Annotated in this window: 12 protein-coding genes, 1 tRNA gene and 1 rRNA gene; 2 read left to right on the forward strand and 12 right to left on the reverse strand. The window is 69.1% G+C overall.

The features are described from left to right. Positions 1–39 precede the first annotated feature (39 nt). The gene (locus ACWDR4_RS21965) at positions 40–804 is read left to right on the forward strand and encodes an SDR family NAD(P)-dependent oxidoreductase (RefSeq protein WP_450410767.1); all 765 of its coding nucleotides are present in this window, start codon (positions 40–42) and stop codon (positions 802–804) included. Positions 805–842: 38 nt separating this feature from the next. Here the strand turns inward: ACWDR4_RS21965 and ACWDR4_RS21970 are convergent, their stop codons facing one another. The 9 genes from ACWDR4_RS21970 to ACWDR4_RS22010 form a co-directional block, all read right to left on the reverse strand. Beyond that, on the reverse strand, positions 843–1,070 hold the full coding sequence (locus tag ACWDR4_RS21970; RefSeq protein ID WP_450410768.1) for a hypothetical protein: 228 nt from the start codon (positions 1,068–1,070) through the stop codon (positions 843–845). 318 nt (positions 1,071–1,388) lie between these two features. Continuing rightward, positions 1,389–1,763: a helix-turn-helix domain-containing protein gene (locus ACWDR4_RS21975; protein WP_235474452.1), complete on the reverse strand. Its 375-nt coding sequence runs from the start codon at positions 1,761–1,763 to the stop codon at positions 1,389–1,391. Between the two features lie 109 nt (positions 1,764–1,872). Next, entirely contained in the window at positions 1,873–2,418 is a 546-nt protein-coding gene (locus ACWDR4_RS21980) for a CinA family protein (protein ID WP_450410769.1), read from the reverse strand. After that, on the reverse strand, positions 2,415–3,260 hold the full coding sequence (gene pgsA / locus ACWDR4_RS21985) for a CDP-diacylglycerol--glycerol-3-phosphate 3-phosphatidyltransferase (protein WP_450410770.1): 846 nt from the start codon (positions 3,258–3,260) through the stop codon (positions 2,415–2,417). Before pgsA ends, ACWDR4_RS21980 begins: the two co-directional genes overlap by 4 nt. Then, entirely contained in the window at positions 3,257–4,816 is a 1,560-nt protein-coding gene (gene rimO / locus ACWDR4_RS21990; RefSeq protein WP_450410772.1) for a 30S ribosomal protein S12 methylthiotransferase RimO, read from the reverse strand. Before rimO ends, pgsA begins: the two co-directional genes overlap by 4 nt. A gap of 99 nt (positions 4,817–4,915) precedes the next feature. After that, a complete protein-coding gene (locus tag ACWDR4_RS21995; RefSeq protein WP_450410774.1) occupies positions 4,916–5,770 on the reverse strand; it encodes a helix-turn-helix domain-containing protein in 855 nt (284 codons plus the stop codon). 269 nt (positions 5,771–6,039) lie between these two features. Next, the gene (locus ACWDR4_RS22000; RefSeq protein WP_450410775.1) at positions 6,040–8,763 is read right to left on the reverse strand and encodes a DNA translocase FtsK; all 2,724 of its coding nucleotides are present in this window, start codon (positions 8,761–8,763) and stop codon (positions 6,040–6,042) included. 123 nt (positions 8,764–8,886) lie between these two features. Continuing rightward, on the reverse strand, positions 8,887–9,573 hold the full coding sequence (locus tag ACWDR4_RS22005; protein ID WP_235474458.1) for a response regulator: 687 nt from the start codon (positions 9,571–9,573) through the stop codon (positions 8,887–8,889). Positions 9,574–9,880: 307 nt separating this feature from the next. Then, entirely contained in the window at positions 9,881–15,355 is a 5,475-nt protein-coding gene (locus ACWDR4_RS22010) for a HAMP domain-containing protein (RefSeq protein ID WP_450410776.1), read from the reverse strand. Between the two features lie 316 nt (positions 15,356–15,671). On the opposite strand from ACWDR4_RS22010, the gene ACWDR4_RS22015 reads away from it, so the two are divergent. After that, on the forward strand, positions 15,672–18,422 hold the full coding sequence (locus ACWDR4_RS22015) for a SpoIIE family protein phosphatase (protein ID WP_450410786.1): 2,751 nt from the start codon (positions 15,672–15,674) through the stop codon (positions 18,420–18,422). Between the two features lie 50 nt (positions 18,423–18,472). On the opposite strand, the gene ACWDR4_RS22020 is transcribed toward ACWDR4_RS22015, so the two are convergent. From ACWDR4_RS22020 to rrf, 3 genes are all read right to left on the reverse strand, one after another. Further along, positions 18,473–18,545 (reverse strand) — tRNA-Thr (locus ACWDR4_RS22020). Between the two features lie 83 nt (positions 18,546–18,628). Continuing rightward, a complete protein-coding gene (locus ACWDR4_RS22025) occupies positions 18,629–19,291 on the reverse strand; it encodes a DegT/DnrJ/EryC1/StrS family aminotransferase (RefSeq protein ID WP_450410788.1) in 663 nt (220 codons plus the stop codon). Between the two features lie 114 nt (positions 19,292–19,405). Then, positions 19,406–19,510: ribosomal RNA gene (rrf, locus tag ACWDR4_RS22030) — 5S ribosomal RNA — on the reverse strand; the annotation flags it as partial.

Below are 19,510 nucleotides of genomic sequence, written 5' to 3' on the forward strand. Positions count from 1 at the left end.
CAGTTGACGCCCCGTCAGAAACCCTCGTACCGTCCCAGCATGCCCGTACAGGCGTACGACCTCACCGGACGCACCGCATTCGTCACCGGGGCCGCCAGCGGCATCGGACGCGCGTCCGCCGTACTGCTCGCCGAAGCGGGCGCCGTGGTGCACTGCGCCGACCGGGACGCGCAGGGGCTGCACGAGACGGCGACGCTGATCAAGGGCATGGGCGGCACGGCCCGTACCCACCACCTGGACGTCACCGACCGAACCCAGGTCCGGCAGGCCGTGGCCGCGTGCGAGCGGCTGGACGTCATGGCGGCGGTCGCCGGGATCATGCACAGCAGCCCCGTGCTGGAGACCCGCGACGAGGATCTCGACCGGGTCCTGGGCGTCAACTTCAAGGGCGTGCTGTACGCCTGCCAGGAGGCGGCCCGTCTGATGATCTCCCGGAACACGAGGGGCAGCATCGTCACCATGGCCTCGGGCGCCGTCGACACCGGCAACCCCGGCCTGCTCTGCTACGGCGTGGCGAAGGCGGCGGTCGTCCAGCTGACGAAGACGCTGGCCGCCGAGATCGGACGCCACGGCATCCGCGTCAACGCCGTCGCGCCCGGCTGGATCCGTACGCCGATGACCGACCGCCACGACGGCGAGGCACAGGCGCACACCGAGGCGCTGATGTCCCGGATGGCCCCGCTGGGCCGGGTAGGCGAGCCGGAGGAGGTCGCCCACGCGGTGCTGCATCTGGCGTCCGACGCGTCGGCGTTCACGACGGGCCAGATCCTCCGCCCGAACGGCGGCGTAGCGATGCCCTGGTAGGACCGACACCCCCACCGGCGCCCCGACCAGCATCCCCGTCAGCCGACCCCGGAACCGCCCTCGCGACCGCCACCCCCCCGAGCCGCCCGCACCGCCCGCGCCTTCGGCACACAGTGCACCGGCAGCAGACTCAGCCCCCACCCCCCGGCCGCGACCGCCCCCTCCAGCACCCCCGCACCGGGCGCCAGCGCGAGCCGCAGCACGGCCCACCACCACACGGCACCGAGCCCCAGCAGCGCCCCCCAGCGAAGTATCCGCACTGCCATGGCTCACCTCCAGCCCCACGCTAGAACGCCACGCTCACCCGCAAACAGGGCGCATCACCGGCACAGAGGCGCACCGCGTACCCAGCGACGACCTTCCGGCAACCCGTACGCGCTCGCCTCCTCCCCACCATGACGGCCCCACGACACACCGGCAAACGCACCCAGGGACGGCCCCCACGGACGCGCCCCGGACGGATCCACAGCCGTACCGACGAGAGCGCGCACAACGCGAAAACCCCGGCCGCACTCCCCCGGGTCTCCCCGGAGAAGCCCCGGCCGGGGCTCTCACACACTCACTGTTCGTGCTGCTCGTGCACCTCAGGCGGCGACGACATCCACCGCCTCGGCGGGCGCCTTGATGGTCACCCGTTCCGGTGGCACACCGGCCACCGATACGGAACCGAGCATTGGACGCACCGGCGTGGGTACAGGCTCGTTGGCCGCAGCAGACTGGGCCAGCTCGGCGAGGGCGAGTTCGTCACTCACTTCCCGCATGAGCTCGGACATCCGTACGTCCAGCGCGTCGCAGATCGCGGAGAGCAACTCGGAGGATGCCTCCTTCTGCCCCCGCTCCACCTCGGAGAGATAGCCGAGTGAGACTCGGGCGGACGAGGAGACTTCGCGCAGAGTACGGCCCTGGCGCTGGCGCTGCCGACGCAGCACGTCACCCAACAGGCGACGGAGCAGAATCATCGGTGGCTCCCTCCTCGGACCGCGTAGCCGCATCCTTCACGCCCCACCGTACCGCCTTGCGCCGCGGCCGTGCGGGGAGCGATGTCGTGTTCACTCAGGGCTGCAAACATCAGGTCCCCCCGTTCTGTTCCGTATCCTGTGCCCGCTCGTTCCCGGTCTGTTCGCCCGCAATCTCCTCCAGGAGGAGTGCGAGTACGCTCCGTACACTCTCCATACGAATTTCCGCCCGGGAGCCGTTCAACCGCAGGGACGCCACTTTTCCGCCACCTTCGGCGCCCGAGTCGGCTCCGGAAGGGCCGTCCACGGCGACGAAAACCGTCCCGACGGGCTGCCCGTCCTGGGGTTCCGGGCCGGCCACACCGGTCGTCGCGATGCCCCAGTCGGCGCCGAGAACCCTGCGGACTCCTGCCGCCATCTGGGCCGCGACCTGCGGATCCACCGCTCCTCGGGTGGCCAGCAGGATGGCGTCGACATCGAGCACCCGGTGCTTCAGTTCCGTCGCGTACGCCGTCACCGCACCCCGGAACGCCTTGGAGGCTCCGGGCACCGATGTGATCTCCGCCGCAACCAGACCGCCCGTGAGGGACTCCGCGACAGCGAGCGTCTCACCCCTCACTGTCAGTAGTCTCACCACGTCGGCGGCCACGGAACTCACCGTTCCGCCTCCACCGAAGCGGCCTCGCGCTCGGCGATTCCCTGCCTGCGCAGCACAATGGCCTGTCTTACGTAGTCGAGCCCTGTCACCACGGTCAGCACGACCGCCGCGGCCATCACCCAGAACCTCAGCGTCGCCAGCGGACCCGTCAGCGCCAGGACGTACATCCCGACGGCCACGCCCTGCGTGAGCGTCTTGACCTTGCCGCCACGGCTCGCGGGGATCACCCCGTACCGGATCACGACGAAGCGCAGCAGCGTGATCCCGAGTTCACGCCCGAGGATCACACCGGTCACCCACCACGGCAGATCACCGAGCGCGGAGAGACAGATCAGCGCCGCGCCCATGATCGCCTTGTCGGCGATGGGGTCGGCGATCTTCCCGAAGTCGGTGACAAGGTCGTACGTACGTGCCAGATGACCGTCGAAGATGTCGGTGATCATGGCGACGGCGAAGGCGGCCCAGGCGAGCGAGCGCCACGCCGGGTCGTACCCGCCGTCGGCCAGCATCAGCGCGACGAAGCCCGGCACAAGCAGCAGCCGGATCATCGTAAGAATGTTCGCGATGTTCCAGAGGCTGGCCTGATTGACGGCCGCGGCCCCCAGCTTTCCGCCACGCACCGCCTTCACACCGCCCTGAGCACCGGAATCCCCGGAGTCGAGCGAGGGCGACGACCCTGACGCCCCGGAGCCGACAGCGGACCCGACGGGCCCGGAGGCGACCGCGGGACCTGAGACCCCGGTAGCACCCAACGCGCCCGGCACACCCATCGCTCCCGGCACGCCCTTGGCGTTCCGCGCGCCGGCGGATCCGCCCGCCGCGGATGCCGGGACTCCGGTCATCTGGCCGCCTCCTCTGACTCCGAACACGCGAGCGAGCCGAGCGAGCCCGGGAGCAGCTCGGCCACCAGGTCGACACCTTCCGTACCGACCACCTTGGCCTCGACGATACGGCCGACGCTCAGACCTTCGCCGCTCGTGAGGCCCTCGAAGTCCGCGAAGTTGGTGAACAGCACCTGGCCATCCGTCTCCGGCGCCTGGTGCTCACCCCGGCCGTACGCGCCCTCCTCGCCGCCGACCGACTCGACCAGCACCTGGACGGTCTCGCCGACGCGCTCCTCGGCGCGCTGCGAGACCAGTTCCTCGGCCAGCCGGGAGACCCGGGCGAGCCGGGCCGCGACGACGTCCTCGTCCAGCTTGTTCTCGTACGTCGCCGCTTCCGTGCCGTCCTCGTCGGAGTACCCGAAGACCCCGATGGCGTCCAGGCGCGCGTTGTTCAGGAACCGCTCCAGCTCCGCCAGGTCGGCCTCGGTCTCACCGGGGAAGCCCACGATGAAGTTGGACCGCACACCGGCCTGCGGGGCCTTGCTCCGGATGGTGTCGAGCAGCTCCAGGAAGCGGTCGGTGTCACCGAAGCGCCGCATCGCGCGCAGCACGTCGGGCGCGGAGTGCTGGAAGGAGAGGTCGAAGTAGGGGGCGATCTTCGGGGTCGAGGTCAGTACGTCGATGAGCCCCGGGCGCATCTCGGCGGGCTGGAGGTAGCTCACGCGCACGCGCTCGATGCCGTCGACGTCCGCCAGCTCGGGCAGCAGCGACTCCAGCAGGCGGATGTCGCCCAGGTCCTTGCCGTACGAGGTGTTGTTCTCGGAGACCAGCATGACCTCCTTGACGCCCTGCTCGGCGAGCCACCTGGTCTCGTTCAGTACGTCGCTCGGGCGGCGCGAGATGAAGGAGCCGCGGAAGGACGGGATGGCGCAGAAGGAGCAGCGCCGGTCGCAGCCGGAGGCGAGCTTCACCGAGGCGACGGGCGAGCCGTCGAGCCGTCGGCGCAGCGGCGCACGCGGTCCGGAGACCGGAGCGACACCTTCGGGCAGGTCGGCGGGGGCCTCGACGGGCTCCACCGGTGCGGCGTCGGCCTCCGTGGCGGTGCCGTGCCCCGGAAGAGCGACCCCCGCACCCGCGCTCTGCCGCTCCGCCGGGCTGATCGGCAGCAGCTTGCGCCGGTCGCGCGGGGTGTGCGAGGCGTGGATGCCGCCGTTCAGGATGGTCTGCAGGCGGTCGGAGATGTCGGCGTAGTCGTCGAAGCCGAGCACGCCGTCGGCCTCGGGGAGGGCCTCGGCGAGTTCCTTGCCGTACCGCTCGGCCATGCAGCCCACCGCGACGACGGCCTGGGTTCTGCCGTGCCCCTTGAGGTCGTTGGCCTCCAGGAGGGCGTCGACGGAGTCCTTCTTGGCGGCCTCGACGAAGCCACAGGTGTTGACGACGGCGACGTCCGCGTCCTCGGCGTCCTCCACGAGTTGCCAGCCGTCCGCCTCCAAGCGGCCTGCGAGCTCCTCCGAGTCCACCTCGTTACGGGCGCAGCCAAGGGTGACGAGTGCGACGGTACGGCGTTCAGGCATGGGCTCAAGACTACTTCGTCCCACTGACACCCCACGTCGACGGGGCTGACCCCATGTGAGCCAGCCCCGTACCTGTGAACACCGAATGCGCAGTACCGCCTAGCCGACCTCGGGGTCGCCCTTCGTGTACGTGAGCCGCTCGACGGCCCCCGGCTGGAACTCGTCCTCGATCTTCTTGCCGTTCACGTACAGCTGGATCGCGCCCGCGTCGCCCAGGACGAGGTTGATCTCCTCGTTGTCCTGGAAGGTCTGGGACTGACCCTGCTTGAGCAGGCCGTCGAAGAGCAGCCGGCCGTTGTGGTCCTTGGCGGAGATCCAGCTGCGCCCGTCCGCGGCGCTCACCTGGACGGTCACCTTGTCGCGCGGGGCTGCCGCGATCGCGCTGTCCGACGGGTCCGGCTTGGGATCGGCGGGCTTGTCCTTCTTGGGTGTGGGCGAGGCCGGCTGGCTGGCCGTGGGCGTGGAGCCCTCGGCGACCCCCGCCTGCGTGCCCTCGTTGTCGTCGCCCCCGTTGACCAGGGTGAAGCCGACGAAGCCGATCACAGCGACGATCGCGGCGACCATCGCCGCGGTCCAGTTCGGACCGCGCCGCTCGGGGCGGATGCGTTCCGCCTCGAACAGGGGTGCGGCAGGGGTGGGCGCCGGACGCCCGCCGCGGGCGTCGGCGAACCGCGTGAGCAGCGGTTCGGGATCGAGGTGGACGGCACGGGCGAGGGTCCGGATGTGCCCGCGCGCGTAGACGTCTCCGCCACAGGCGTCGAAGTCGTCCTGTTCGATCGCGTGCACGATGGCGATCCGGACCCGGGTGGCGGAACTGACGTCGTCGACGGTCAGCCCCGCCGCGATGCGGGCCTGCTGGAGGGCGCGACCGATCGAGGGGCGGGCTGCTTCCTCGCGGTCGTCGCGGTCTTCTTCGAACGGACGCTCGCCTTGTGGGGAGTTGCCGATGGACACGGGGGCGCCTTTCGAGCGTTTAGCCACCTGTGCTGGAGGTTCAGTTTAGGGGGGTTCGGGAAGGGTGGGGCAACTGGGCGGAGGGACTTTGTACGCCATCGGAATGGCCAGGACACGCCGATGGTCAGGTCATGGTGAGGCAACGATCTGTCGCCTCCCTCAACTTGACGTACGCGGAAGGGAAACGGTTGCTCAATGATCCCTTACGAGTGAGTCACGATCGACCACCCGGTTGCCGCACACACGGACGCCGCACACCGGGCGAGTCCCTACGCCTCAGTCTCCCCACGAATAACCGCGAGCATCTCGTCCAAACCGTCAGCCTTCACAAGAACGTCACGCGCCTTGGAGCCCTCGCTCGGCCCGACGATCCCCCGGGTCTCCATGAGGTCCATCAGCCGCCCCGCCTTGGCGAACCCCACCCGCAACTTGCGCTGGAGCATCGACGTGGACCCGAACTGACTGCTGACGACCAGTTCGGCCGCCGCGCACAGCAGTTCGAGGTCGTCGCCGATCTCCTCGTCGATCTCCTTCTTCTGCTTGGTGCCCACGGTGACGTCGTCCCGGAAGACCGGCGCCATCTGGTCCTTGCAGTGCTGGACGATGACCGCGACCTCGTCCTCGGTCACGAAGGCGCCCTGCATACGGGTGGGCTTGTTGGCGCCCATCGGCAGGAACAGCCCGTCGCCCTTGCCGATCAGCTTCTCGGCGCCGGGCTGGTCCAGGATGACCCGCGAGTCGGCCAGCGAGGAGGTGGCGAAGGCGAGCCTTGACGGCACGTTCGCCTTGATCAACCCGGTCACTACATCAACGGACGGCCGCTGCGTGGCGAGGACCAGATGGATACCGGCCGCGCGCGCGAGCTGCGTGATGCGCACGATCGCGTCCTCGACGTCCCTGGGGGCCACCATCATCAGGTCGGCCAGCTCGTCGACGATCACCAGCAGATACGGGTACGGCGACAGCTCGCGCTCACTGCCCTCGGGCAGCTTGACCTTGCCGTTCCTGATGGCCTCGTTGAAGTCGTCGATGTGCCGGAATCCGAACGCGGCCAGATCGTCGTACCGCAGATCCATTTCGCGTACGACCCACTGGAGCGCCTCCGCGGCCCGCTTCGGGTTGGTGATGATCGGTGTGATCAGGTGCGGGATGCCCTCGTACGCGGTCAGCTCGACGCGCTTGGGGTCGACGAGGACCATGCGGACGTCCTCGGGGGTCGCCCGGACCATGATCGACGTGATCAGGCAGTTGATGCAGGACGATTTGCCGGAACCGGTCGCACCTGCGACGAGCAGGTGCGGCATCTTGGCGAGGTTGGCCATCACATAGCCGCCCTCGACGTCCTTGCCGAGCGCGACCAGCATCGGGTGGTCGTCCTCGGCCGCGTCGGCCAGCCGGAGCACATCGCCCAGGTTGACCATCTCGCGGTCGGTGTTGGGGATCTCGATGCCGACCGCCGACTTGCCGGGGATCGGGCTGATGATCCGTACGTCGGGGCTGGCGACGGCGTACGCGATGTTCTTGGCGAGGGCGGTGATCCGCTCGACCTTCACCGCGGGGCCCAGTTCGACCTCGTACCGCGTGACCGTCGGACCGCGGGTGAAGCCCGTGACCGCGGCGTCGACCTTGAACTCCATGAAGACGTTCGTGAGGGAGGCGACCACCGCGTCGTTCGCCGCGCTGCGGGTCTTGCCGGGGCCGCCGCGCTCCAGGAGGTCGAGCGAGGGCAGCGAGTAGGTGATGTCCCCGGAGAGCTGGAGCTGTTCGGCGCGCGGCGGCAGGTCGCGCATCTCCTCCGGCGGCGCCTTCGTGAGGTCCGCGACCGCGGCCTTGACCGGCTCCGCCCTGAGCTTCTCCTGCTTGGGCCGCGCCGCCGGTACGGGAGTGGGCGTCGGGGTCGTCTCCGCGCGGTCGCCGCCCGCGCTCACCCCCTGGGTGAGGTCGGCGACGATCGGCGAGGGCGGCATGCCGTGCAGGACGGCCCCGTCGAGGGCGGCAGCGGCTGCTGCGGCGACGTCCACGGCGTCCATCGGCCGCCCGGGGTCGGGCTGCCGTACGGAGCGTCTGGGGCGGCTCCGGCGCTTGGAGAGCGCGTCCTGCTCGGCGCTGTCCGGGTCGTACGCCTCGGGGGCGGACCCGCGCTTGCGAGGGCGCCCGGGCAACGACTCGCGCCACTGGTCCTCGTACTGCTCGTCGTCCTCGGAGAACGCGTCGTCCTCGGGGTCGTGGAGGATGCCGAGCCGGACCCCGAGCTGCCGCAGCCGCTGCGGAATCGCGTTGACGGGCGTCGCGGTGACCACGAGCAGCCCGAAGACCGTGAGCAGCACCAGCAGCGGTACGGCGAGGACCTCGCCCATGGTGTACGTCAGCGGGGTCGCCGCTCCCCAGCCGATGAGCCCGCCGGCGTCCCTTATCGCCTGCATGCCCTCGCTGCGCGCGGGGGCGCCGCACGCGATGTGGACCTGCCCGAGCACACCGATGACGAGCGCGGACAGCCCGATGACGATCCGGCCGTTGGCCTCGGGCTTCTCGGGGTGCCGGATGAACCGTACGGCGATGACCGCCAGCAGTATCGGCACCAGCAGGTCGAGCCGGCCGAACGCACCGGTGACCAGCATCTCGACGAGGTCGCCGACGGGTCCGCGCAGGTTCGACCAGGTGCCCGCGGCGACGATCAGCGCGAGGGCGAGCAACAGCAGTGCCACGCCGTCCTTCCGGTGTGCCGGGTCGAGGTTCTTCGCGCCCTGTCCTATCCCGCGGAACACGGCACCGACGGCGTGCGCGATACCGAGCCACAGGGCGCGCACGAGACGGTAGACGCCCCCGGTCGGGCTGGGCGCCGGAGCGGGCGCGGCCTTCTTCGCCGCTGTCTTCCTGGCGGGCGCCCTCTTCGCGGGGGCTTTTTTGGCCGCGGCCTTCTTCGCCGGAGCCTTCGCGGGCGCGGCTGCCTTCTTCGCGGGCGGCTTCTTGGCTGCGGAAGGACGTGGGGCCATGTGTGTGAGGTTACCGGTGGAGACGACAGCGGACACGTGTGTCCCCGCTTCACCCGTTCGTGTCGCCCTTGCGTGAGCGCGAAACTGACGCGCGCTCACGCGCAACTACGTTCGAAGTGTGGGTCAGTTCTGCGACGGCACCGAAGGTGCCCCGCTCCCGGTGCCCGGTTCGAGCGCGTCCAGAGCCCGGCGCAGGCCGGTCAGTTTGCGTTCGAGGTGTGCTGCCGTGGCCACCGCCGCCGCGTCCGCCGACTCGTCGTCGAGTTGCTTGGACAGCGCCTCGGCCTGCTCCTCGACGGCCGCGAGCCGCGCGGAGAGTTCGGCGAGCAGGCCCGCCGGCTCCTTGGCCGCGCCGACCGCCGCCTTGCCGCCACCGCCCTCCAGCTGGAGCCGCAACAGGGCGGCCTGCTCCCGGAGTTGGCAGTTCTTCATGTACAGCTCGACGAACACCGAGACCTTCGCCCGCAGCACCCAGGGGTCGAACGGCTTGGAGATGTAGTCCACCGCGCCCGCCGCGTACCCCCGGAAGGTGTGGTGCGGACCGTGGTTGATCGCGGTGAGGAAGATGATCGGGATGTCCCGGGTCCGCTCCCGCCGCTTGATGTGCGCGGCCGTTTCGAAGCCGTCCATGCCCGGCATCTGGACGTCCAGCAGAATGACCGCGAAGTCGTCCGTCAGAAGTGCCTTGAGCGCTTCCTCCCCGGACGATGCCCGCACCAGTGTCTGATCCAACGCAGAGAGGATGGCCTCCAGCGCCAGCAGATTCTCCGGCCGGTCATCGACCAGGAGGATCTTGGCCTTCTGCACCATGGCCCGCCCTCCTCGCCCCGGCTTGGGGCCTCCCCTGTCCTCAGGACTTGGGGCAGCGCCACCGCGCGCCGCCCCAGGGGACGGCTCCCTTGCGCCGCCCGTCCTCGTGCCGGTCATGGTAGCCGCACCCCGCCTGTCGCCACACCCTGTCACCGCGATGTCACTGTGCACGTAGCAGAAACGTAGCGGGAGACCAGAAGGTTCCCCGAATCCCGCACTTCTACACGGCTTCGGCCACACTGAGTCAGCAACTCCGTGTGAACACCGGAGGTTCCCGTCCTCGCGACGGAAACACCCAGCTCAGCCGTCACTCCTCCCGCATCCACTGCTCCATCACCGACAGCAGGTGATCGGGGTCGACGGGCTTGGTCACATAGTCCGAGGCCCCCGACTCGATCGCCTTCTCCCGGTCGCCCTTCATCGCCTTCGCGGTCAGCGCGATGATCGGAAGCCCGGCGAACTGCGGCATCCTGCGGATCGCCGAGGTCGTCGCGTATCCGTCCATCTCCGGCATCATGATGTCCATCAGTACGACTGTCACATCGTCGTGCTGTTCCAGGACTTCGATGCCTTCCCGGCCGTTCTCGGCGTACAGCACCGACAGCCCGTGCTGCTCCAGGACGCTCGTCAGCGCGAACACGTTGCGGATGTCGTCGTCGACGATCAGCACCTTCTCGCCGTCGAAGTGGATGCCCCGGCGCGGCTGTTGCGCCGCCTCCTGCTCGCCGGCCGCCGCCCAATGGCCGTTCGCCCGGGAGGAGGCGTTCAGTTCGGCCACCGACACGGACCTGCGCCGCCGCCTGAAGAGCGCGGCGGGCCCGTTCTGCGCCTCCTGGTACGACTTCACCTCGGCCGGCGTCTCGATGTCCGCCCCGGCCAGCTCCGCCTCGGAGGCCAGCAGCTCGCCGACCTCCAGGGAGGGCGTCAGCTGAGCGTAGCCCTGCGGGGGCAGTTCACTCGGGTGCAGCGGCAAATACAGCGTGAACGTCGAACCGCGGCCCGGCTCGCTCTGCGCGTGGATCTCACCGCCGAGCAGCCGCGCGATCTCGCGCGAGATGGACAGCCCCAGCCCCGTACCGCCGTACTTGCGGCTGGTCGTGCCGTCCGCCTGCTTGAACGCCTCGAAGATCACCCGCATCTTGCTGGCCGCGATACCGATGCCGGTGTCGGTCACCGAGAACGCGATCATGTCGGCGTCCGCGTCCCGCAGCGAACCCGCCTCCAGCAACTGCTCCCGGATGGCCACCGGGACCTCCGCACCGGCCGGCCGGATGACCAGCTCGACCGCTCCCGTGTCGGTGAACTTCACCGCGTTGGACAGCAGGTTGCGCAGCACCTGGAGCAGCCGCTGTTCGTCGGTGTGCAGCGTGGCGGGCAGGTCCGGCGAGACCCGTACGGAGAAGTCGAGGCGCTTCTCCGCGGTCAGCGGACGGAAAGTGGCCTCCACGTAGTCGACGAGCTGCACGAGCGCGATGCGCGTCGGGGAGACGTCCATCTTGCCCGCCTCGACCTTCGACAGGTCGAGGATGTCGTTGATCAGCTGGAGCAGATCCGAGCCCGCCCCGTGGATGGTCTCGGCGAACTCGACCTGCTTGGGCGTGAGGTTGGTGTCCGCGTTGTCGGCGAGCAGCTTGGCCAGGATCAGCAGCGAGTTGAGCGGCGTACGCAGCTCGTGCGACATGTTGGCGAGGAACTCGCTCTTGTAGCGCATCGACACGGCGAGTTGCTCGGCGCGCTCCTCCAGGACCTGCCGCGCCTCCTCGATCTCCGTGTTCTTGACCTCGATGTCGCGGTTCTGCTGGGCCAGCAGCTCGGCCTTCTCCTCCAGCTCCGCGTTGGACGACTGGAGGGCCTTCTGCCGGTTCTCCAGCTCGGCCGAGCGCTCCCGCAGCTGCTCGGTCAGCTCCTGCGACTGCTTCAGCAGCACCTCCGTCTTGGTGTTGACGGAGATGGTGTTGACGCTGGTCGCGATCATCTCGGCGATCTGGTTGAGGAAGTCCTTCTGGATCTGCGTGAACGGCGTGAACGACGCCAGTTCGATGACCCCGAGCACCTTCCCCTCGAACAGCAGCGGCAGCACGATCACCTGCGCGGGCGGCGCCTCGCCGAGCCCCGAGGAGATCTTCAGATAGCCGCTCGGCGCGTTCTCCACGAGGATCGTGCGCTTCTCCTGGGCGGCGGTCCCGACCAGCGCCTCACCGGGCCGGAACGAGGTCGGCATGGAGCCCATGGAGTAGCCGTACGAGCCGAGCATGCGCAGTTCGTACGCGTTCTCCGGCACGCCTCCCGGGTCCTTGGCGTCGACCGTCCGCATCGCCAGGAAGAACGCGCCGTGCTGGGCGGTGACGACCGGGGTCAGCTCGCTCATGATCAGCGAGGCCACGTCGTCGAGGTCCCGGCGGCCCTGCATCAGGGCGGAGATCCGGGCGAGGTTGCCCTTGAGCCAGTCCTGTTCCTTGTTGGCGATCGTGGTGTCGCGCAGGTTGGCGATCATCTTGTTGATGTAGTCCTGAAGTTCCTGGATCTCCCCGGAGGCGTCCACGTCGATCTTCAGGTTGAGGTCACCACGGGTCACCGCGGTCGCCACGCGCGCGATGGCACGCACCTGCCGGGTCAGGTTCCCGGCCATCTCGTTCACCGACTCGGTGAGGTCGCGCCAGGTGCCGTCGACGTCACGCACGCGTGCCTGGCCGCCGAGCTGGCCCTCCGTACCCACCTCCCGGGCGACTCGGGTGACCTCCTCGGCGAAGGACGACAGTTGATCAACCATGGTGTTGATCGTCGTCTTCAGCTCAAGAATCTCGCCACGAGCGTCAATGTCGATCTTCTTCGTCAAGTCACCCTTGGCGATGGCCGTCGTGACCATCGCGATGTTGCGCACCTGGCCGGTCAGGTTGGACGCCATCCCGTTCACCGACTCGGTGAGGTCCTTCCAGGTACCGGCCACACCGGGCACCCGTGCCTGCCCGCCCAGGATGCCGTCCGTACCCACCTCACGGGCCACCTTGGTGACCTGGTCGGCGAACGAACTCAGCGTCTTCACCATGGTGTTGAAGGTGTCGGCGAGCTGCGCGACCTCACCGCGCGCCTCGATCGTCACCGTCCGCGTGAGGTCGCCGTTGGCGACGGCCGCCGCGACCTGGGAGATGTTGCGCACCTGGACGGTCAGGTTGTTGGCCATCAGGTTGACGTTGTCGGTGAGGTCCTTCCAGATGCCCGTGACACCCGACGCGTGGGCCTGACCACCGAGGATGCCCTCCGTGCCCACCTCGCGCGCGACTCGCGTCACCTGCTCGGCGAACGACGACAGTTGATCAACCATGGTGTTGACCGTCGTGACGAGTTCAAGGATCTCGCCCTTCGCGTCAACAGTGATCTTCTTCGACAGGTCGCCCTTGGCGACCGCGGTCGTGACCTCGGCGATGTTGCGCACCTGGATGGTCAGGTTGTTCGCCATGAAGTTCACGGACTGCGTGAGGTCCTTCCAGGTGCCGGAGACACCCTGCACCTCGGCCTGACCGCCGAGCATGCCCTCCGTACCCACCTCACGGGCCACTCGCGTGACCTCCTGGGCGAAGGACGACAGCTGGTCGACCATCGTGTTCAGGGTGTTCTTCAGCTCCAGGATCTCCCCGCGCGCGTCCACGGTGATCTTCTGGGACAGGTCACCCCGGGCCACCGCGGTCGCCACCTGGGCGATGTTGCGCACCTGGGCTGTGAGGTTGCCGGCCATGCCGTTCACGGAGTCCGTGAGGTCCCGCCACACACCGGCGACCCCGGGCACCTGCGCCTGCCCGCCGAGGCGGCCCTCCGTACCCACGTCACGGGCGACCCGGGTCACCTGGTCGGCGAAGGCCGAGAGTTGATCAACCATGGTGTTGATCGTGTTCTTCAACTCAAGGATCTCGCCGCGAGCGTCAACATCGATCTTCTGGGACAGGTCGCCCCGGGCCACGGCCGTCGTCACCTGGGCGATCTGCCGCACCTGGGAGGTCAGGTTGCCACCCATGAAGTTGACGGAGTCGGTGAGTTCCTTCCACGTACCGGACACGCCGTCCACGCGTGCCTGACCGCCGAGGCGGCCCTCCGTACCCACGTCACGGGCCATCCGCGTCACCTGGTCGGCGAAGCTCGACAGCTGGTCCACCATCGTGTTCACGGTGTTCTTCAGCTGGAGCATCTCGCCGGACACATCGACGGTGACCTTCTGGGACAGGTCCCCATTGGCCACCGCGGTCGTCACCTGGGCGATGTTCCTCACCTGTCCGGTGAGGTTCCTGAACGCCGTGTTGACGGAGTCCGTCAGGTCCTTCCACGTCCCCGCCGCACCCGGCACCTCGGCCTGGCCGCCCAGTTCGCCCTCGACGCCGATCTCCCGCGCCACCCGGGTCACCTCGGCACCGAACGCGGACAGCTGGTCAACCATCCCGTTGACGGTGTTCTTCAGCTCCAGCATCTCGCCGGCGACCTCGACGCTGACCTTCTGCGACAGATCACCGCTGGCCACAGCGGTCGTCACGGCGGCGATGTCCCGCACCTGGGTGGTGAGGTTCCGGAAAACCGTGTTGACGGAGTCCGTCAGGTCCTTCCACGTCCCCGCCGCACCCGGCACGTTCGCCTGCCCGCCGAGCCGCCCCTCGCCACCGACCTCGTTGGCGACCCTGGTGACCTCGTCCGCGAACGTCCGCAGCGTCTCCGTCATCTGGTTGATCGTCTCGGCGAGCTGGGCGACCTCACCCCGCGCCGACACCGTCACCTTCTGCGACAGATCACCATTGGCGACCGCGGTCGTCACCTGCGCGATCCCACGCACCTGGGCCGTCAGGTTGCCGGCCATAAGATTCACCGAATCGGTGAGGTCTTTCCACACTCCCGCCACACCCGGCACCTGCGCCTGGCCGCCCAGCTCTCCCTCGGTACCCACCTCGCGCGCGACTCGCGTCACCTCGGAGGAGAAGGACGACAGCTGGTCGACCATCGTGTTGACGGTGTTCTTCAGCTCCAGCATCTCGCCGGCCACATGAACCGTGACCTTCCGGGACAAGTCGCCCTTCGCGACCGCCGTCGTCACCAGCGCGATGTCCCGCACCTGCGCAGTCAGCCGGTACGCCATGGTGTTGACCGAGTCCGTGAGGTCCCGCCATGAACCGGACATCCCGCGCACCTGGGCCTGACCGCCCAGCTTGCCCTCCGTACCGACCTCGCTGGCCACCCGCGTGACCTCGTCGGTGAACGTCGACAACTGGTCGACGAGATTGTTGACCGTGCGCCCGACCTTGAGGAACTCCCCGCGCAGCGGATGCCCGTTGCCGTCGGCGGCCTGCGCCCGCAGCTCCATCCGGGGCGACAGATCGCCCTCCGCGACCGCGCTCAGCACCCGGCCGACCTCGGAGACCGGACGTACGAGATCGTCGACAAGAGCGTTCGAGGCATCGATCGCCGCGGCCCACGAGCCCTCGCTGGCGCCCGACTCAAGCCGCTCGGTCAGCTTCCCCTCGCGCCCCACCATGCGCCGTACGCGCGACAATTCACCCGTCAAGTGAAGATTACGGTCGGCCACCTCATTGAAGACGGCCGCGATCTCCGACATGACGCCGTCGCCGGACACCGTGAGCCGCTTACGGAAGTTGCCGTCACGCATCGACTCCAGGGCCGACAACAGCCGGTCCAGAGCAGCCGTGTCCACCTCGGTCGTGCCATTGCGCGGTTTACGCCGGTTACTCAGGGACTGTCCGCCTTTCGCGCGCGTCTTAGTGCCCCGCGTCGCTGCGCCAGACTCCACTGTGTCCCTCCCGAAGGGGTCGACCGTTTCTGCTCTGTGTGCTCTGCCATCACTCGGGCGTACCCGGATACTGCCAGCCGTGCCTGGACCTTCTCCTGGAGCCTGCCCAGTGTTTCACCCTGTCCGAACCCGGCCATAACAGTTCGGCAGCTTCGCACACCGTCCGCACACTCTGGGGACGTAAACACTGCAGACCTGCATCCGCATGGACCGCGAAGGTAAGTAACCTTGCATGCGGCTGTCCAGCCACACCGGCCCGTCCGGTCTGGGCGGTGGCACGACCACGAGCGGGCAGGCATCGGAGGGGCACCGCACCATGACCACCGGACTGCATCCCGGGGAAGCACCCCAGGATCCCCGGCCGACGGGGAACCGAACCCTGCCCCGGCAGGACCGGATCGGCCCCGGCACGCCGCACTCCGACAACCGGACGAGGAGTTCTGTGATCACCGCGCGCGCGGCAGCCACCTTCGACCCGGTCGGGCGATCGGTGGCGACCGCCCGATCCTTCGTCCGCGACACCCTCCAGGGCTGGGGCTTCGCGGACATCGTCGACGACGCCGTGGTCCTCACGAGCGAGCTGGTCACCAATGCCGTGATCCACGCGGGCACCTCCGCGGACGTCCTGTGTCTACGCAGTGACGACGGCGTACGTATCGAGGTCGCCGACCGCTACCCGGAGCGCGAGATCCCCCTCCAGGGCTCGCCCGTCAACATGGGCAGCCCCGACCGGGAGGGAGGCCGCGGCCTCCAGCTGTGCGCGGCGCTGGCCGGCCGCTGGGGCGTCGAGTACACGCCCACACAGAAACAGGTCTGGTTCCAACTCGAACTCCCCCACCGCGCGGTGGGCACCCGCTCCGCGGGCCCGGCCCTCCCCGCCGACCTCCTCCCGCTGGCCGACGGCCGGGTCCGGGTCGCGGTCATCCAGATCGACCGCTCCGGATCCATCGCGGCATGGAACGAGGACTCCGAGGAACTCTTCGGCTACGCACCCGAGTCGGTCATCGGCAAACCCCTCACCGACCTCGCCGCCTGGCCGCACACCCCGGGCACCAGCACCGGCATCGTCGAGGCCCTCCAACTCTCCCGCTGGGAAGGCAGTTACGGCATAAGGGGCGCCAACGGCCGCGTCACCCCGGTGTACGCCTCCCACCTCCGCGTCCGCGACACCGACGGCGAGCCCTCGACGGTCTGCCTCCTCGTCCGCGACCACGAACGGGCGGTCCTGCAGACCCCGTTGCGCGGCAGCTCGTCCGACTCCGCCTCGTCCTCCGATGGCCCGAACACCGACCCCTTCGAGGTGTTCATCGGCTCCCCGGCCCCGGACGACCTCGACGGCCTCCTTCAGCGCACGGTGGAGCGCGCCCGCGACATGCTCGACGCCGACTCCGCCTTCCTGCTCCTGGCCACGGACGACGAGACGGAGTTGGAGGTACGGGCCTCGACGGGCCTCCCCTCCGCCCGCCAGCGCTTCGCCCGCGTCCCGGTCGAGGCCGGCCCCGGCCGCTACGGCTCGGCCCGTATGCCGGCCGTCCACGACGACCTCTCGGCCGTCCCCGGAGCCGTCCCCCTCCTCAGCGGCACGGGCATGCGCTCGGTCGTCACCGTCCCCCTGAAGGTGGAGGGCCGCCTCACCGGCTCCCTCGGCGTCGCGGCCGAGTCCCCGGGCCGCTACACGAACGAAGAGGCGCTGCGGCTCCAGTTCGCCGCCGACCGCATCGCGCTGGCGGTGGAGTCGGCCCGCCTCGGCGAACTGGAACGCCTGCGCCGAGGCTCGCTGAGCTTCCTGGTAGAGGCCTCCGACCTCTTGGCCGGAACCCTCGACCGTGATCAAACCCTGGCACTGATGGCCCAGATGACGGTGCCGACCCTGGCCACCTGGTGCGCGGTCTACACGATCGCCGACCAGGCCTCGGATCCGTACCTCTCGTACGTCCTGCACGAGGACGAGGACCGCATCGACGGCCTCAAGGCCCTCCTCTCGAAGATCGCCCCGCCGGACCCGGTACCCACCCCCGGCGCCCGCGTCTGGTCGGCCCCCGCGGAGGCGGCCCACCAGGCGGCCCTGCGTACCTCCATGCGCAGCCTGGGCCTCAACGCGCCCACCACCACGGTCAGCTCGGGGATCGGCACAACTCTCGCGACGGCGGCGGCAGTCGGCGGCGAGACGGTCGTCCTCCCCCTCGTCGCCCGCAACCGCGTGATCGGCATGCTCACCCTCGGCAAGCCGACGGACGAACACTTCCGCCAGGAAATCCTGGAACTGGCCGAGGACTTGAGCCGCCGGGCCGCCCTGGCCCTGGACAACGCCCGCCTCTACTCGGAACGCACCGCCATCAGCCAGTCCCTCCAACGCAGCCTCCTGCCCCCGGAGTTGCCGGAGATCGACGGCGTCGAGGTGGAGGTCATCTACCGCGCGGCCGGCGAGGGCAACGAGGTCGGCGGCGACTTCTACGACCTCTTCCCCATCCGCGACGGTGCCTACGGCTTCGCCATCGGCGACGTCTGCGGTACGGGCCCGGAGGCCGCCGCGGTGACGGGCCTGGCCCGCCACGCGCTCCGACTGCTGGCGCGAGAGGGCTTCGGCGGCCCCGCGGTCCTTGAGCGCCTCAACTCGGCGATCCTCGACGAGGGCGCCCGCAGCCGCTTCCTGACCCTCCTCTACGGCGAGTTGTGGCCCCAGGAGGACGGCAGCGCCGTACTGAAGGTGGTCTGCGCCGGCCACCCGCTCCCGCTCCGCCTGCGCCAGGACGGCACGGTGGAACCGGCGGCGGAGCCCCAGCCCCTCCTGGGCGTCCTGGAGGACCTGGAGCTGTACGAGCAGACGATCACCCTCGACCCCGGTGACGTCCTCCTCTGCGTCACGGACGGCGTCACAGAGCGCCGTGAGGGCACCCGAATGCTGGGCGACGACGGCCTGACGGACGTCCTCAAGACCTGCACAGGCCTGACAGCAGGCGCGGTGGCCGCCCGCATCATGCGCGCGGTCGAACGCTTCGCCTCCGACGCCCCGTCCGACGACATGGCGATCCTCGCGATGCGCGTGCCGGGCCTGCAGAAGAACTGACGGCAGACATGAAAAAGGCCCCGCCCAATTGGGCGGGGCCTTCTGCGCGGAGCCCCCCAACGGAATCGAACCGTTGACCTTCTCCTTACCATGGAGACGCTCTACCGACTGAGCTAGGGGGGCCAGCTGCTTTTCGAGGTCTCCCTCGCGGCAACGAAATAGATCATACCCCGAACATCCCCGTGCTCCCAACTACGCCCGCACGATCAGAACGCGGGCTGCAACAGCCCTCCGAGCGAGTTGCACGCGGACACGATCCGCTGCATGTCCCGCTTGGTCAACGAGGCGTCCACGGGCAGCGCCAGAGTCTCGTCGACGGCCAACTCGGTCTCGGGCAGCGACACACAACGCCGGAACGCGGGCATGCGATGCACCGGCGCCTTGACGGGCACCCGGCAGTCAACTCCCCTGGCCCGCAAGGCCCGAGCGAAGGCGTCCCGATCGGGTCGCCCGTTGCCGGGCACCCGCACGACGTACTGCTGATAGGTGTGCCCGTCCCCGTCGTCGGGCGTCCGCACACCTCTCAACTTGAGATCGAGAAACACCGCACGCTGCCGCCGCTGAGCGATCTCGTCGTACGGCGCCTCGGACTCCCCGTGCTGCAACACCAGAAGCCCGTACCGCTGCCCGACCTCAAGCATCCGCCCCATGTCGGCCGGCCGCCCGAAGCGGTGTACGACAACGACCGCCGCTGTCCGAGGAGTTGTGGCCGCCTCGACAGCTGACGCATAGAGGCAGTACGTCCCCGGATCTATGTCGGCGAACACCGGCAGCCCACCGGCCTGGATCACGGCCTCGGCGACTTCCACGTTCCCGAAGGCCGGCACGACGACCTCGTCACCGACTCCGACGCCGGCGGCCCTGAGCATTGCAGCAGTACCCATGCTCTGGATGTTGGTCGCGCGACGTGAACGTCAAGTGACACACAACAAAAAAGGGTTGGACCCCGAACCGAAGTTCAGGATCCAACCCTTTCAATATTTGTTCGGCGGTGTCCTACTCTCCCACAGGGTCCCCCCTGCAGTACCATCGGCGCTGTAAGGCTTAGCTTCCGGGTTCGGAATGTAACCGGGCGTTTCCCTCACGCT

Source organism: Streptomyces sp. NPDC000878 (genome assembly GCF_053599695.1).

Bases quoted from the DNA above. Each gene is read 5' to 3' on its own strand.
- ACWDR4_RS21965 (WP_450410767.1), top strand. From the start codon at position 40: ATGCCCGTACAGGCGTACGACCTCACCGGACGCACCGCATTCGTCACC.
- ACWDR4_RS21970 (WP_450410768.1), bottom strand. From the start codon at position 1,070: ATGGCAGTGCGGATACTTCGCTGGGGGGCGCTGCTGGGGCTCGGTGCC.
- ACWDR4_RS21975 (WP_235474452.1), bottom strand. From the start codon at position 1,763: ATGATTCTGCTCCGTCGCCTGTTGGGTGACGTGCTGCGTCGGCAGCGC.
- pgsA (WP_450410770.1), bottom strand. From the start codon at position 3,260: ATGACCGGAGTCCCGGCATCCGCGGCGGGCGGATCCGCCGGCGCGCGG.
- rimO (WP_450410772.1), bottom strand. From the start codon at position 4,816: ATGCCTGAACGCCGTACCGTCGCACTCGTCACCCTTGGCTGCGCCCGT.
- ACWDR4_RS22000 (WP_450410775.1), bottom strand. From the start codon at position 8,763: ATGGCCCCACGTCCTTCCGCAGCCAAGAAGCCGCCCGCGAAGAAGGCA.
- ACWDR4_RS22005 (WP_235474458.1), bottom strand. From the start codon at position 9,573: ATGGTGCAGAAGGCCAAGATCCTCCTGGTCGATGACCGGCCGGAGAAT.
- ACWDR4_RS22015 (WP_450410786.1), top strand. From the start codon at position 15,672: ATGACCACCGGACTGCATCCCGGGGAAGCACCCCAGGATCCCCGGCCG.
- ACWDR4_RS22025 (WP_450410788.1), bottom strand. From the start codon at position 19,291: ATGCTCAGGGCCGCCGGCGTCGGAGTCGGTGACGAGGTCGTCGTGCCG.